Source organism: Tistrella mobilis KA081020-065 (genome assembly GCF_000264455.2).
Classification (GTDB): domain Bacteria; phylum Pseudomonadota; class Alphaproteobacteria; order Tistrellales; family Tistrellaceae; genus Tistrella; species Tistrella mobilis.
Map to the genome: position 1 here is coordinate 3,207,557 of NC_017956.1, position 14,710 is coordinate 3,222,266.

The 14,710-nt window shown below is 72.0% G+C and carries 15 protein-coding genes; 9 read left to right on the plus strand and 6 right to left on the minus strand.

From position 1 onward, the window contains the following. The first annotated feature begins 12 nt into the window (after positions 1 to 12). On the plus strand, positions 13 to 303 hold the full coding sequence (locus TMO_RS31255; RefSeq protein ID WP_014746410.1) for a LysO family transporter: 291 nt from the start codon (positions 13 to 15) through the stop codon (positions 301 to 303). A 2-nt stretch (positions 304 to 305) separates the two neighbouring features. After that, complete coding sequence (locus TMO_RS31260; RefSeq protein WP_041606502.1) at positions 306 to 899, plus strand: lysine exporter LysO family protein; 594 nt, start codon at positions 306 to 308, stop codon at positions 897 to 899. 4 nt (positions 900 to 903) lie between these two features. On the opposite strand, the gene TMO_RS14600 is transcribed toward TMO_RS31260, so the two are convergent. The 5 genes from TMO_RS14600 to TMO_RS31700 form a co-directional block, all read right to left on the minus strand. Beyond that, positions 904 to 1,896, minus strand: coding sequence for an NADPH:quinone oxidoreductase family protein (locus TMO_RS14600; RefSeq protein ID WP_014746412.1), 993 nt, complete (start codon positions 1,894 to 1,896; stop codon positions 904 to 906). A 57-nt stretch (positions 1,897 to 1,953) separates the two neighbouring features. Then, entirely contained in the window at positions 1,954 to 2,673 is a 720-nt protein-coding gene (locus tag TMO_RS14605; RefSeq protein ID WP_014746413.1) for a TetR/AcrR family transcriptional regulator, read from the minus strand. Continuing rightward, the gene (locus tag TMO_RS14610; protein WP_014746414.1) at positions 2,670 to 4,271 is read right to left on the minus strand and encodes a DHA2 family efflux MFS transporter permease subunit; all 1,602 of its coding nucleotides are present in this window, start codon (positions 4,269 to 4,271) and stop codon (positions 2,670 to 2,672) included. Before TMO_RS14610 ends, TMO_RS14605 begins: the two co-directional genes overlap by 4 nt. A 15-nt stretch (positions 4,272 to 4,286) precedes the next feature. Continuing rightward, positions 4,287 to 5,384 (minus strand): HlyD family secretion protein, encoded by a 1,098-nt coding sequence (locus tag TMO_RS14615; RefSeq protein ID WP_014746415.1) that lies wholly within the window; start codon positions 5,382 to 5,384, stop codon positions 4,287 to 4,289. A gap of 342 nt (positions 5,385 to 5,726) precedes the next feature. Next, entirely contained in the window at positions 5,727 to 6,143 is a 417-nt protein-coding gene (locus tag TMO_RS31700) for a hypothetical protein (protein WP_041605001.1), read from the minus strand. Between the two features lie 408 nt (positions 6,144 to 6,551). Here TMO_RS31700 and TMO_RS14625 point away from each other — a divergent pair, with 408 nt between their 5' ends. From TMO_RS14625 to TMO_RS14645, 5 genes are all read left to right on the plus strand, one after another. Continuing rightward, positions 6,552 to 7,127: a sigma-70 family RNA polymerase sigma factor gene (locus tag TMO_RS14625; protein ID WP_014746417.1), complete on the plus strand. Its 576-nt coding sequence runs from the start codon at positions 6,552 to 6,554 to the stop codon at positions 7,125 to 7,127. Continuing rightward, on the plus strand, positions 7,124 to 7,912 hold the full coding sequence (locus TMO_RS14630) for an anti-sigma factor domain-containing protein (protein WP_014746418.1): 789 nt from the start codon (positions 7,124 to 7,126) through the stop codon (positions 7,910 to 7,912). Before TMO_RS14625 ends, TMO_RS14630 begins: the two co-directional genes overlap by 4 nt. A 93-nt stretch (positions 7,913 to 8,005) precedes the next feature. Beyond that, positions 8,006 to 8,989, plus strand: a complete 984-nt coding sequence (locus TMO_RS14635) for an ABC transporter substrate-binding protein (protein WP_014746419.1) — start codon at positions 8,006 to 8,008, stop codon at positions 8,987 to 8,989. 104 nt (positions 8,990 to 9,093) lie between these two features. After that, entirely contained in the window at positions 9,094 to 10,716 is a 1,623-nt protein-coding gene (locus TMO_RS14640) for an ABC transporter permease (RefSeq protein ID WP_014746420.1), read from the plus strand. Next, a complete protein-coding gene (locus TMO_RS14645; RefSeq protein ID WP_014746421.1) occupies positions 10,713 to 11,828 on the plus strand; it encodes an ABC transporter ATP-binding protein in 1,116 nt (371 codons plus the stop codon). The genes TMO_RS14640 and TMO_RS14645 overlap by 4 nt, the downstream gene beginning before the upstream one ends. A gap of 10 nt (positions 11,829 to 11,838) precedes the next feature. Here TMO_RS14645 and TMO_RS14650 read toward each other — a convergent pair whose 3' ends face one another. Next, positions 11,839 to 13,023, minus strand: coding sequence for an NAD(P)/FAD-dependent oxidoreductase (locus TMO_RS14650; protein ID WP_014746422.1), 1,185 nt, complete (start codon positions 13,021 to 13,023; stop codon positions 11,839 to 11,841). 162 nt (positions 13,024 to 13,185) lie between these two features. Between TMO_RS14650 and TMO_RS29515 the strand changes: the two genes are divergently transcribed. Both TMO_RS29515 and map read left to right on the plus strand, forming a co-directional pair. After that, positions 13,186 to 13,788, plus strand: a complete 603-nt coding sequence (locus TMO_RS29515) for a TetR/AcrR family transcriptional regulator (protein WP_014746423.1) — start codon at positions 13,186 to 13,188, stop codon at positions 13,786 to 13,788. After that, positions 13,785 to 14,609, plus strand: coding sequence for a type I methionyl aminopeptidase (gene map / locus TMO_RS14660; RefSeq protein WP_014746424.1), 825 nt, complete (start codon positions 13,785 to 13,787; stop codon positions 14,607 to 14,609). The genes TMO_RS29515 and map overlap by 4 nt, the downstream gene beginning before the upstream one ends. Positions 14,610 to 14,710: the final 101 nt, after the last annotated feature.

Consider the following 14,710-nt stretch of genomic DNA (forward strand, 5'->3'; position numbering starts at 1 on the left):
GGCCCCCGCCCCATGCTCGCCCTTGCCCTCGCCTTTCTGGCCGGCCTCGTGCTCGGCCGCCTGCTCCGCGGCCATCGGACACGCATCGCCCGGCCGGTGGACCGGCTGACGACCGTGTCGATCGTCGTGCTGCTGGTGCTGATGGGCATCGGCACCGGCGCCATGCCCGATCTTGGCGCCACCCTCGCCGCCTCGGGGCTGAAGGCGGTCACGATCTCGGCCGCCGCAGTGGCGGGGTCGATCCTGGTGGCGCTGCTGCTGCTGGGGCTGATCGGCCGCACCCGGCGGAGGCCGCTGCCGTGATCATGACCCTGATCATCCTCGGCGCCTATGTCGCCGGCATCGCCCTCGGTGCCCTCGCACCAGCTCTTGCAGACCAGACATCCGCGGCGACCCAGCCGGCCCTTATGCTGCTGGTCTTCCTGGTCGGGATCGGCACGGCACTGGATCCGTCGGCCTGGGCCCGGCTGCGCAGCGCCGGCCCGCGCGCGATCGCCGTGCCTGTCGCGGTGATCCTGGGCACGCTCGGCGGTGCGGCGCTGGTGGCGCCGCTGCTGCCGGGGATGAGCCTGCCGGACGTGCTGGCCGTCGCCTCGGGCTTCGGCTGGTACAGCCTCTCCGCCGTGATGATCGCCGAGGCGCGCGGCGAGGTGATGGGCGCGCTGGCGCTGATGGCCAACATCTCGCGCGAGGTCATCACCCTGGTCTTCGCCGGGCTGATGGTGCGCGCCTTCGGCCCGATGGCGCCGGTCGCCTCGGCCGGTGCCACCGCCATGGATGTCTCGCTCGGCATCATCACCATCCATGGCGGGCGGGAGGCCGGGCTGGTGGCCCTGGCCAGCGGTTTCGCCGTCAGCCTGGCCACGCCGGTTTTCGTGGGCTTCTTCCTGTCGCTCTGACGCTTCAGTCCGGCCCCACCACGCCCGGCACCACCACAATCTTGCCGCCCTTGCTCCGAGACAGGGTCGCCGTCAACGCCTCGCGGGCCTGATCCAGCGGCATGGCCACAACCCGGGGCGGCTCCATCTCGCCCGCTGCCACACGGCCCATAAGGGCAAGCCGCACCGCGCGCGCCTCGTCGGCATGGGCCGTCAGATAGTGGCGGATCTCCACCCCGATCAGGGCCGCACTCTTGAGCAGGGGCAGATTGACCGGCAGGGCCGGGATCGCGCCGCCGACGAAGCCCAGGATCAGATGCCGCCCTTCCTTGTCGAGCGAGCGGAACAGGGGCTCGAAGCCGGGGCCGGCGACAGGGTCGAACACGATATCGATCGCGCCGCCCGGCAGGGTCTCGCGGATCCGGGCCCGGATGTCGGGGTCGAGCGACGATATGGCCGCAGCCGCGCCCAGCGCGATCGCCCGCGCCCGTCCCTCTTCGGTGCTGGCGAGCGCCACGACATGGGCGCCGGCCCGCGCCGCCAGTTGCACCGCCGCAGACCCGACCCCGCCCGACGCCCCGGTCACCAGCACCCGCTCCCCCGGCATCAGGCCTCCGCGCGGGAACAGGCCGTAGGCCGCCGTCTGATAGTCGACCAGCATGGCCGCCGCATGGAGCCCCGACAGCCCGTCGGGCACCGGATCGGCCTCGTCCTCCGCCACCACGACATGGGTGGCGAGGCCGCCGCCCATCTGCCAGGTCACCACCCGGTCGCCCGGCACATACCGGGTGACGCCGGGGCCCGTCGCATCGACGATGCCGGCGATTTCGCCGCCCGGCACATAGGGCAGGTCGGGGCGGATCTGATAGCGGCCATGGACGATCAGCCCGTCGACATAGCCGAGGGCGGCGGCCTCTGTCCGCAGCCGCATCTGCCCGGGCCCCGGCTCGGGCATCGGTCGCTCGACCAGGGTGAAATCCTCGACGCGGCCCAGGGCCGTACCTTCCCAGCGCAGCATGCGTGTTCCTTCCCGGCATCCGGTTCGCGGGCCCCCGGGGGGCGCAGCGCCGCCGGGTCAGTCGGGGGCGTAGGCCTTCAGGAAGCGCCTGACCGCAGCCTCCACCCGCCGTTCGGCCTCGGCGTCGTCGGGCGGCGGCGCGGCGTGGAACAGCTGGCGGAGCTGCAATTTACCGTTCAGCATACCGAAGAAGTGTTCGGACGCGAGATCGGGATCATCGACCGACAGCCGGCCGGCACGATCCTGTGCCGCCAGCCAGTCGGCCAGCCTGCGGCCGTTGCGGGCCGGGCCGATCTCGTAGAAGGCGGCGGCGAGCTCCGGCGCCATGCCGCCCGGCCCCGAACCGGTCAGCATGCGCATGACCGAGACCATCTTACCCGTGATGACCACATCCATGAAATGCCAGGCGATGCGGGTCAGGATCTCGTGGGGTGAGGCCTCGGGGTCCGGGGTTTCCAGATGGGCGGTGATCTGGTCGGCGACCTCGGCGATCGCCGCCAGGAAAAGCTCGTCCTTGTTGCGGAAGGCGTTGTAGATCGTCTGCTTCGAGACCCCGGCCTCGGCCGCGATCTCGCCCATGCCGGCCACGAAGCCGTCGCGGGTGAACAGCCGGCGGGCTGCCTCCAGGATCGCGCGGCGCTTTTCCGTGTCGGGCGGCCGGCCGGGCCCCTGCCGGGCCGGCGGGCAGCCGGTACCGCAGGCTTCGGCCGCAGCTTCCCGGGCGGCGGCGACCGCGGCCCGCACCCGGCGGATGTCGGTCCGGCTCGCCTCGGTCAATGCCCGCCTCCCCCGCCGGCTCCGGCCATCTGCGGCCGGCGCACGGTGGTGGTGATCACCGCCGCGGCGACGAAGATCCCCGCCAGCACCAGAAAGACGTCGCCGAAGGTCATCACCTGCGCCTGAGCCTGGATCATGTTCATCAGCGTCTTGAGCGCCGCGAGCGAGCTGTCGCCGGCAATCGCCCCGTCAAAGCGCTGGCCAAGCGCATCGAGTGCCGCCTGGACCTCGGGCCGGTTCGGATTGGCAGCGTCGGCGATGCGTTCCAGATGAAGGGCGTTGCGGTCGATCATCAGGGTGTTGATGCCGGCAAGCCCCACCGCCCCGCCCAGATTGCGCATCAGATTATAGAGCCCGCTCGCATTCTTCAGCATCTCCATCGGCAGCGTACCGAGGGCGATCTGGTTGACCGGCAGCATGCACAGCATCAGCGACATGCCGCGCATGATCTGCGGCCACAGCAGCTGGTCGAACTGCCAGTCGGCGGTGATGTGCGACATCCACCAGGTGGACCCGGCGAGCATGGTGAAGCCGATCGCCAGCATCACCCGCACGTCCATCTTGCGCGACAGCATGCCGGCAATGGGGGCCGAACAGAACTGGGCAAGGCCGGTGACGAACAGCACCTCGCCGATCTGCATGGCGTTGAGATCGCGGATCCGCGCCAGGTAGAGCGGCAGCACATAGACCAGACCGTAGAGGCCGACGCCGATCACGAAACTGAACACGCAGCCGGTGGCGAAATTGCGGTCGCGGAACGCCTTGAGATCGACGATCGGGTTGTGGTGGCTCAGCACCCGCCAGAAGAAGCCGATGCCGGCTGCGACCATCACGACGAACAGGAAGGTGATCGTGCGGTCGTCGAACCAGTCGTCACGCGGCCCCTCTTCGACCACATATTCCATCGAACCCAGGAACAGCGCCATCAGCACCAGCCCGAGCAGATCCAGCCGGCGCAGCAGGCTGCGATCGCCGGTATCGAACGAGGGCGCGCGCCAGACCACCAGCGTGACCAGAATGCCGGGCACGACGTTCACCAGGAACAGCCAGTGCCACGAGAAGATCTCGGTCAGCCAGCCGCCGAGGGTCGGGCCGATGGTGGGGGCGAGTGTCGCGACCAGACCGATCACCACCGACACGCCGGCCCGCCGGTTGCCGGGGAAGAGCTGGAAGGCCGCCGCGAACACGGTCGGGATCATCGCGCCGCCGACGAAGCCCTGCAGCGCCCGCCAGAGGATCATCTCGTCGAGGGTGGTGGCGGTGGCGCAGAGCGCGCTCATCACCGTGAAGCCCGCGGCCGAGATCAGGAACAGACCGCGGGTCGACAGCGCCCGGGAGAGATAGCCCGAGAGCGGGATCATCACCACTTCGGCGATCAGATAGCTGGTCTGGATCCACGAGACCTCGTCGGGGCTGGCGGCAAGGCCGGCCTGGAGTTCCGACAGCGAGGACGACACGATCTGGATGTCCAGGATCGCCATGAACATGCCGAAGATCATGGCGATAAAGCCGGCGATCTGCCCCACCGAGGGCCCCTTGGGCGCCGCGGCGGCAGGCGCTGCCGGTGCGCTGCCCGCTGTAGACGTGGCCTCGGTCATCGGACCCGCCTCCGCTCAGCGCTGTGCGAGACGCGGGGCCGTGGGCTCGGCACCCAGGCCGTACTGGGGCTGAACCGCTTCGGCCGCGGGTTCGGCCGCGGTATCGACCGCCACCACGACCGACAGGCCCGGCACCAGCAGCTTCGCCACGGGATCGGCCTCGTCCACCGCAATGCGGACCGGCACACGCTGGACGATCTTGGTGAAGTTGCCGGTGGCGTTCTCGGGCGGCAGCAGGCTGAAGCGCGCGCCGCTGGCCGGCGACAGGCTTTCGACCCGGCCATGCAGCTCCCGCCCGCCGAGGGCGTCGACAGCGATGGTCACCGGCTGGCCGGGGCGCATCGCCGCAAGCTGGGTCTCCTTGAAATTCGCAACCACATAGGTCTCGGGCAGCGGCACGATCGCAAGCGCGGTCTGGCCGGCCTTGACGTATTCGCCGGGCTCGACCGAGCGGTTGGCCACGATCCCCGACTGGGGCGCCCGCACCACGGTATGGGCAAGATCCAGCCGGGCCGCCTGAAGCGTCGCCTCGGCAGAGGCGATCTGGGCTTCGGCCTCCACGCGGTTCGCCTCCAGCACCGGCACCTGGCCCCGGGCCGCCGCCACGGCGGCCTTGGCCTCGGCCAGCGACGCCTCTGCCTTGCGGGCATCGGCGCGGGCGGTGTCGTAGCGCTGGGCGCTGGCGGCGGCGGTGCGGTTCAGTTCGGCATAGCGCTTGAGGTCGCCGGCCGCGCGGGCGCGTTCCGCCTCGGCCGAGGCGACGCCGGCCTCGGCGCGCGCGATCTCGGTCTTCTGCAGCTCCAGCTGGCGGTCGATCACGTCGACCGACGCCCGGGCGCGGGCCAGCGCCGCCTCGGCTTCGGCGACCTTGGCCTTGTAGTCGGCATCGTCGATCCGGAACAGCAGGGCGCCGGCATCAATCGCGGTGTTGTCCTTCACCGCCACCTCGGTGACCTGGCCGGCCACACGCGGCGCGATGTTGGCGATGTCGCCATGGACATAGGCGTCGTCGGTGCTTTCGACGAAGCGGCCATGGCGCCACCATTCCGCACCGTACCAGCCACCGCCGACCAGTGCCGCAACGACCACCGCGCCAAGGATGATCTTTTTCATACCGCCTCCGCCGAATGACCGGACCGCCCGAATTACTGGACCAGGGCGACCACGAATTGGTTTCCGCACAAGATGGCCGATCCGGCGGGGGCTTCAAGACATTTCTGGATGATCGGGTCCAGAAATTCCGGAGGGGTCACCTTCGGGCAACGCATGGCGGTGACGGGGGTCACAAAACGGCGCAAGCCCGCCAGACGGCGGGCTTGCGGACAGTGTGAGAGGGTACCCGAAAGGGAACGGGTCGGATGCGCCTTGCGGCACACCCGACCCGTCCTGTCGGTCCTTGAGGGGAACCCGGCCGTCGGCGCACCCTTCCGACGGCCTGCTTCACGGTCGGACCGATCAGGTGGCGCCGCCGGCGGGGTTGCCCGAAGGCGTCCCGCTCTGCGGCTCAAGATTGCTGCTGCCAGATCCGGAGCTGCCGGCCGAACCGGTATCGCCCGCGCCGGGGGTGGTGGCGCCGCTGCTGGCGTCACCCGGCGCATCGGGGGCGGGCTGTGCCGGCGTGGTCGGGCTGGGAGAAACCGGCGCCGGCGTGTTCGGAGCGGTCGGGGCACCGCTCTGATCAGTCGGCGCCGAAGGGCTGGCAGGCGCGGATGGGGCGGGGGCAGGTGCAGGCGCCGACGGCGCGGGGGCCGGGGCCGACTGTTCGGCCGGCGGCGTGCTCGGGGCGTCGGCGTCGTCACAGGCCGCGACCGCCAGAACCGCGGCTGCGGCGAAGGCGAGACGGGTTGCGACGCGGGGGAAAGCGATGCCCATGTGAGATGTTGCTCCTGATGATGTCTCGGCTGCCCCCGGGGAGAGGGGCAGGTGGGCCGCGGCGGGCGCCGCACGGCCGGTCCGATGCCTCCTACGGGAAAGGAGGTGCCCCTCGGGAGAGAGAGGGGCTCCCATGAGCGGCGGGACGGGGCCGGGACATGGGCGACGGGATCGGTGGACCGGCGCGGTCGGGACGGGCGGGAGGTGTGCTGGTGCCCGTCGCGGCCACATCCCGACTGTCGCCCGGATCGCCCCGCCATGCACGTGAGCGATACCGGGCATCCGAGAGCCAGAGTTGTGACCGGAAAAGGGCCGGCCTGCCGGGGCCGCGGCTTTTTGGAAACCCCCCGCCCGCCACCGACGTGATAGGGTTGCCCGTCATTCATTGCGAGGGGGCGGGGCGGGTCCATGGACCACGGGCCGGAAACCGACCGTCTGCACGACCTGCTGACAGCCGTGGGCACCGGCGACCGGCGTGCTTTCGACGCGTTGTATCTCAGGCTGTCGGGCCGGCTGCACGCGGTCGCCCTGCGCATGCTGAGGGATGCCGATCTGGCCGAGGACGCCGTCCACGACGCCTTCGTGCAGATCTGGCGCAATGCCGGGCGCTACGACCGCGCCCGCGGCGAGGTCACCGCCTGGGCGATCGGCATTCTGCGCTATCGGGCGCTCGATCTGCTGCGCCGGCGCGGCCGCGAAACCGCCGCCGACCCGGTCATCGTCGCCGATCTGGCCGATCAGGCGGCCGCCGCGGATCCCGACAATCCCCCCGCCTTCACGCCACCGGAACTGCCCGGCCGGCTCAACCGGCTGGAAACCTGTCTGGCCGAGCTGTCCGATGGAGCGCGCGGCAGCATCCGCCTTGCCTATGTCGACGGGTTGAGCCATGGCGAGATCGCCGGCCGCACCGGCCAGCCGCTCGGCACCGTCAAGAGCTGGATCCGTCGCGGCCTGGCCGCGCTGAAGGAGTGCCTGGAGCAATGACCGCCGGCCCGACCGATCCGCGGGAGGTTCCCGATCCGCGCGACGTCGACATTGCCGAATACGTGCTGGGGACGCTGGACGAGCCGGCGCGGACGGCGCTGCGCGCCGAGATCGCCCGGGATCCGGCGCTGCGCGCAGCGGTCGCCGACTGGGAACGCCGGCTGGCCCCGATGGTGCTGGCGCTGGATCCGGTCACGCCGCCCGCCCGCCTGAAGGCTGGCATCGATGCCAGCCTTGCGGGCGACACCAGCCGGAGCGAGGCGGCGCAGGTGATCGACCTCCGCCGCGGTCTGACCCTCTGGCGCTGGACCGCGGGGGCGGCCGGGCTTGCCGCGGTGGCGGCTGCGGCCATGGCCGCCTTCCTGCTGATCCGCCAGCCTCTGCCCGATCCCGACGCCACCCGGCTGGTGGCGGTGCTGCGCCCGCTGGAGGCCGCCGAAGCCCCGACCTGGGTGGTATCGGCCGAGCCGGGCGAAGGCTTCGGCCGGAAGCGGCTGCTGGTCCGCACGCTGGGCGTGCCGGCGGCCGGGACCGTGGCAGAGACCGCGCCCGGGCCCCGGGATTTCGAACTCTGGGCCCTGCCGGGCGAGGGCGCGGCACCGGTTTCGCTGGGCCTGATCGATCCGGCGCACGAGACCCGGGTCGACCTGCCCGCGACGCTCGGCCCCCGCCTGGGTGACGGGCTGGGCCTGGCGGTTTCGATCGAACCCGCCGGCGGCTCGCCATCCGGCGCCCCCACCGGACCGGTGGTGCTGATCGGCGCGCTGACCCGCACCGGCGGCTGAGCACCGACGCCTCGATCCCGCGACGGCCGACATCTGCCTGCAACACGGACGTGGTATGCGGGCAGATCGGTTCGCCCGTGGAGATCACGCCCCATGAAGACGCCCGCCCTGCTGCTGGCCGCGGCCCTTGCCGCAGCCACCCTGATGCCCGCCGCCGCCGATGCCGCCCAGGGCCGCCTGGTCGTCTACACCTCGACCCCCAACAAGGCGATGGCCGATCTGATCACCGCCTTCAACAAGGCGGAACCCGAGGTCACGGTCGAGTTCTTCCGGTCGGGCACCACCGAGGTGCTGGCCAAGCTGGATGCCGAATTCGCCGCCGGCAGCCCAGAACCCGACCTGCTGCTGATCGCGGACAGTGTGGCCATGGCCGGGCTGAAGGCACGCGATCGCCTGGCGGCCTGGCCCGACGCGCCGGTCGAGGGGCTGCCCGTCTCGTCGTATGACCAGGATCGCACCTGGTTCGGCACCAAGATCATCGCCACCGGCATCGCCTGGAACACTGCCGCCGGCCTGCCCGCACCGACCGGCTGGGCCGATCTCGCCGCCCCCGCCGCAAAGGACCGGGTGGTGATGCCGAGCCCGCTCTATTCCGGTGCCGCCACCATCCATGTCGGCACCGTCACCGCCACTCAAGACCTCGGCTGGTCCTACATGGAGGCGCTGAAGACCAATGGCGCGACCGCCCTGCAGGGCAATGGCGCGGTACTGGATGCGGTCGCGACCGGCCGCGCCGCCTATGGTGTGCTGGTCGATTTCATGGCCTTCAATGCCGCCGCCAAGGGCTCGCCGGTCGGTTTCGTCTACCCCGCGGAAGGGGCGACCGCCGTCACCGAGCCGGTCGCGATTCTGAAGACCGCCCGCAATGTCGACGCCGCCCGCGCCTTCGTGGCCTGGCTGCTGTCGGAAGATGGCCAGCGCTTCACGGTCGCCCAGGGCTATATGCCGCTGCGGCCCGAGGCCGGCGCGCCGCCTGGCCGGCCGGCCAGCGTCAAGCTGCTCGAGGTTGCGCCCGACACCCTCGCCGCCATCGGCGAGGAGACCCGCCGCCACTTCGCGGCGCTGTTCGGCGGGTGATCCCGGCCTTTCGCCTCCGATTTCAGGCGCGTCCCCGCCTCTCACTGGCGGAGGCCGGCGGCCCGCCGGGCGATCCCCGCGCCGGCCGCGCGGGCCTGCCGGCGGTGGCGGCAGCACTGCTGCTGGCCGGCCTGCCGCTCGGCTTCATCGCGGTGGAAGCGGTGGCGGGCGGGCTCGGCCTCGGCCTGCTCGGCGACGGGCGGGTGCTGCAGGCCGGGCTCAACACGCTGGTGACGGCCGTGGCCTCCACGGTCGCGGCTCTGGTGCTGGGCGGTGGGACCGCCCTGCTGGCCGGGCTGACCGACCTGCCGGGCCGGCGCGGTTTCGCGGCCCTCGCCCTGTTGCCGATGCTGATCCCCAGCCAGATTGCGGCGCTCGCCTGGGGGCGGGCCTTCGATCCCGCAGGCCCGCTGGCCCGGGTGCTGGGGCTGGGCGGGTTCGGCCCCAACCCGCTGGAGAGCGCCTGGGGCGTGTGGCTGGTGATGGGGGTGGAGCATATGCCGATCGCCTTTCTGGCGGTGATCGGCGCCGTCACCCGCATTCCGGCCGAACCCGCCGAGGCGGCACGGGTTGCAGGTGCCGGCCCCGCCGCGGCCCTGGCCGTCGCGGCCCGGCCGCTGGTCGCCCCGGCGTTTGCCGCGGCCGCGGCACTGTCGCTGGTGTCCGCCGCGGGCAATTTCGGCGTACCCGCCCTGCTCGGCATTCCCGGCGACTATCCGGTGCTGTCGACGCTGATCTATCAGCGTCTGTCGGGCTTCGGGCCGGCGGCGCTCGGCGAGGCAGCTGCCCTGGCCGGCCTGCTCGGCCTCGGCACGCTGGGCCTGCTGCGCCTGCAATCCCTGATGGCCGGGCGTGCCGCACGCGTCGCCGATGGCGGCCGGCTGGTGCCCCGCCTGCCGCTGGGCAGGCGCCGCCGTCAGATCGCGGGGCCGGCCTGGATGCTGATGATCGCCCTGTCGCTGCTGCCGCTGGCGGCCCTGGTCGTGGCCTCGCTGGTGCCGGCACCCGGCGTGCCCCTGACAGCGGCCACCGCCAGTCTCGACGGCTATCGCGCGGCACTGGACCTCCGCCACGGGGCGGGCAGCGCCGTGATCACCTCGGCCTGGCTCGCCCTGGTCACCGCGCTCGTGTCGGTTGCGGTGGCGCTGCCGCTGGGCCTGCTGGCGGCGCGCGGCGCACCCGCCGCCCGGCTGGCCGCCGGCGGCTTCGATCTGGCCCTCGCCCTGCCGGGCACGGTGTTCGCGATCGGGGTGATCCTGGCCTTTCTGCCGCCGCTGCCGGGCATCGGGCTCACCCTCTACGGCACACCCGCCATTCTGCTCGCCGCCTATCTCGGCCGGTTTCCGGGGCTGGTGCTGGCGCCGGTGCGGGCCGCCGCGGAACGGCTGGACCCGGCCCCGGAACAGGCCGCGCGTCTGGCCGGCGCCGGCTTCCCGGCCCGGATCCGCGTCGGCGCCTGGCCGGCACTCGCCGGCCCCGCGGCCGGCGGCGCGCTGCTGGTGCTGCTCACCGCCTTCAACGAACTCACCCTCTCGGCCCTGCTCTGGTCGCGGGGGGCCGAGACCGTGGGTGTTGCGATCTATGCCCGCCAGGCCGAAGGCGACAGTGCCGGCGCCGCTGCGCTCTCCGTGGTCGCCCTGGCCGCAGCCCTCGGGCTTGCAGGCCTCGCCTTCCGGATGATCGCCCGCCTGCCCGGGCTTGAAAGCGCTTTCGGAGACCGCCCATGACGCCGCGCGCCCCTGCCTCATCACCCCCGCCGGATGCCATCCGGCTGGAGGCGGTGACCCGCCGTCACGGCCGCAAGGCGGCGCTCGACCGGGTCGATCTTCAGGTCATGCCCGGCGAATTCGTGGCCCTGCTCGGCCCGTCCGGCTGCGGCAAGACCACGCTGCTGCGCCTGGTCGCCGGGCTCGACGGCGCCGATGACGGACGGATCAGCCTGGCTGGCCGGCCGGTGGATCGCGACGGCCGGGTCCTGGTGCCGGCCGAGGCGCGCGGCGTGGGCATGGTGTTCCAGAGCTATGCCCTGTGGCCGCAGATGACGGTCGCGCGCAATGTCGCCTATGCGCTGGAACGCGCCCGCCGGGCACCGGCCGAAACCGCCGCCCTGGTGGCAGAGGCGCTTGCGGCGGTGGGGCTGCAGGACCGCGCCGGGGCCATGCCCGATGCGCTGTCGGGCGGCCAGCGCCAGCGCGTCGCCCTGGCCCGGGTTCTGGCGGCGCGCCCCCCGGTCGTGCTGATGGACGAGCCGCTGGCCAATCTGGACCCGCATCTGCGCCGCGGCATCGGCGAAGAGATCCGGCGCCTGCATGATGCCACCGGTGCCGCCACGCTTTACGTCACCCATGATCAGGCCGAAGCGATGGCGCTGGCCGACCGGATCGCGGTGCTGAAAGGCGGCCGGATCACCCAGATCGACACGCCCGAAGCGATCTATGACCGGCCGGCCGATGCCTGGACGGCCGGTTTCATCGGTCAGGGCGCCGTGCTGCCGGTCACGATCCTGAGGGCCGAAGCCGACGGCCGCGCCCGCGCCCGCATTGGTGCCGGGCCCGATCTGGTCGAGGCGGTGCTTCATGTGCCGCCCGGCACCGCCGCCGGTCCGGCACGCGCCGTGTTCCGGCCGGAACAGCTGGTGCCGGTGCCGCGCGGCACCACCGGCAGCCTGCCGGCACTCGTCGACCGGCGGGTGTTCGAGGGGGCAGGACGCCTGCTCTGGCTGTCCGCCCCCTGGTCGCCAGAGCCGGTGCCGGTGCGCACCGGCCGCGAGGCCCCGCGCCCGGGCGACGTGCTGGGGGTGGTGGTGCGGGACGGCTGGGTCCTGCCGACCCCGGGCTAGATCCCCCGGGCTAGATCACCGCCAGTTCTACCAGCGGCCGCCCCTCGGCAACCCGGGCCGGGCTGAACTGGCCGAGGTCGAGCGTGACGAAGCGGCCATGGACGATCAGCTCGGCGAGCCCCCGGCCGGCGGCGGCGGCCTGCTGCAGACCATGACCGCTGAACCCGGCGATGACCTGGAAATTGGCGAGGTCCGGCATCGGGCCGATCAGGGCGTTGGCATCGAAGACGTTCATCTCGTAATGCCCCGCCCAGGACGCCCCCGGCCGCAGCCTTTCAAAGGCCGGCACGCGCGCCGCCAGCACGGGCCAGATCCGCTCTTCGAACAGGGGATGATCGACGATCAGTTCGAGCTGATCGGGGTCCGCATCCCCCTCTCCCGGCGACCAGCCGCAGATGAAGCGGTTGCCTTCCGGCCGGAAATAGACGCCGGCCGGGTCAACGGTCAGCGGGGCGTCGTGGGGGCCGTGCTCGCAATCGAACACGAAGACCGAGCGGCAGCGCGGCCGCACCGGCAGATCGAGCCCGGCCATCGCCGCCACGGTCGCGGCCAGGGGGCCTGCGGCGTCGACCACCTGGCCTGCGCCCAGCCTGCGGCCCGAGGCGAGGCGGACCGAGGCGATCCGATCCCCGTCCCTGTCCAGCCCCACCACCTCGTCGTCGAGATAGACCGCCCCGAGCGCCCGGGCCTTGCGCTTGAAGGCCTGAAGCAGCGCCCAGCCGTCAAACCAGCCCTCGCCTTCAAGCCCGAGCGTGCCGCCCGACAGCCCCTCGGTCGCAAGCCAGGGGAAACGGGCGGCGAGGTCGGCCGGATCGAGCAGCGCCGACCGGGCGCCCGCCTCTGCCTGGGCGGCATGGACCGCCGGCAGATGGGCACCGCCCGCCGGGCCCGCCAGCAGCAGATAGGCCCTGGGCACCAGCCCCAGATCAGGTACGGCGCCGTCGACCGCCAGCAGCGACGGATCGCGCAACAGCGCATAGCCGAAGCGCGACATGTGGATATTGGCCGGGGTGGAAAATTGCTGGCGGATCGATCCCGCAGACAGCGCCGAGGACGCCCGGGCATAGCCGGGGTCGCGCTCGACCACCGCCACCCGGCCATCGAAGGCCGGGTCGAGCCCCAGGAAATAGGCGACCGCCGAGCCCATGGCTCCGCCGCCGATGATCACGACGTCGAACGTCTCTGCGGACGACATCCCGGTCTCCTCCTCCCTCGCAATCCGCAACCGGCCCGGCCGGTTGCGCGCGCCCACGTTAAACCGGCGCCACGGGCGGCGCCAGCGATGGCGCTTGACGCCGGCGGCCAGCCCAATTAGAACCTCTCAATTAGAATAAATAATTTAATTCGGGAGACCCGGATGGTCCGCACCCCCCGCTTCGCCGCCGAAGACTTTGTGGAAGCCGCGATCGGGCTGGTGGCCGAGGGCGGCCCTTCGGCTGCGACCATGGCCTCGATCGCCCGGGCCGTGGGGGCGCCGACGGGATCGCTCTATCATCGCTTCGACAGCCGTGCCGCGGTGATGGGGGCGATGTGGGCGGCCCTGCTCGATGAACTCGCCGGCATCCTCGCCCCGCCGCTTGCCGCAGGACAACCGGCCCGGGCGGCCCTGGCCCTCGCCGACTGGGCGGCGGCACGGCCGCGCCCGGCGCGCGCCCTGCTGCTGGCCGATCTCGACACCGTGCTCGACGCCCCGCCCGAAGGCGGCACGGCCGCGGCGATCGATGCCGCCGAGGCACGGATCGAGACCGCCTTCGATGCCTGTGCCGCACGGCTCGGGATCGCAGCCGAGGATGCGGCAGCACGCAATCGGCTGCGCTTTCTGGTCATCGACGCGCCGGTTGCGGCACTGCGCCCGGCGCTCAAGGCAGGCCGCACACCCGGCCCAGGGGAACGGCGCCTGATCGAGGAACTGGCCACCCTGCTGCCCACCGCACCCGGCATCGAAGAGGACGCAGCATGACCCGCCTGTCGATCGAGGCCGACGATACCGGCCGCCACACGCCGATCCATGGTCCTGAGGCGATCGCCGCCCTGCGTGAAGCCGGCCGGATCGCGGCGCTCACCCTGGACCATATCGCCCCGCTGATCCGCCCGGGCATCTCCACCGCCGAGATCGATCACGAAGCCGATGCCTTCATGCGGGCAGCCGGTGCCGTAGCCGCCACCATCGGCTACAAGGGCTATGCCCATGCCAGCTGCATTTCGATCAACCATGTGGCGGCCCATGGCATCCCGTCCGACATGAAGCGGCTGAAGGCCGGCGACATCGTCAATGTCGACGTGACCCCGCTGGTCGACGGCTGGCACGGCGATACCAGCCGCACCTTCGGCGTGGGGCCACTGCCGCTGAAGCTGAAGCGCCTGGTGCTGGCCACCTTCGAGGCGATGTGGGCGGGGATCGACGCCGTCCGGCCGGGGGCGCGCCTGGGCGATATCGGCGCCGCCATCCAGGCCCGGGCCGCCGCCGACCGGCTGGCGGTGCTGACCAGTTTCTGCGGCCACGGCACCGGCCGCATCTTCCACGACGCGCCCCAGGTGCTGCATGTCGGACGTGCGGGTGACGGGATGCTGCTGGAGCCGGGCATGGTCTTCACCATCGAACCGATGCTGACCACCGGTCGCGACCGCACCACCATTCTGCCCGACGGCTGGACGGCCGTGACCGCCGACCGGGCCCCCACGGCACAGTTCGAACACACCGTAGCCGTGACCGATACAGGGGTGGAGGTGCTGACACTCTCTCCCGATGATCCATCCCCCAGATCGTGGAATTTTGACTGACGGCAGGGAACCGGACGCTTTTCATCCCATTCTTGTCGCTGGACGGGCGTGTCACCTGCGGGGAACACTGCCGTTAACGTAAACTCCATCGGGGCGACAAG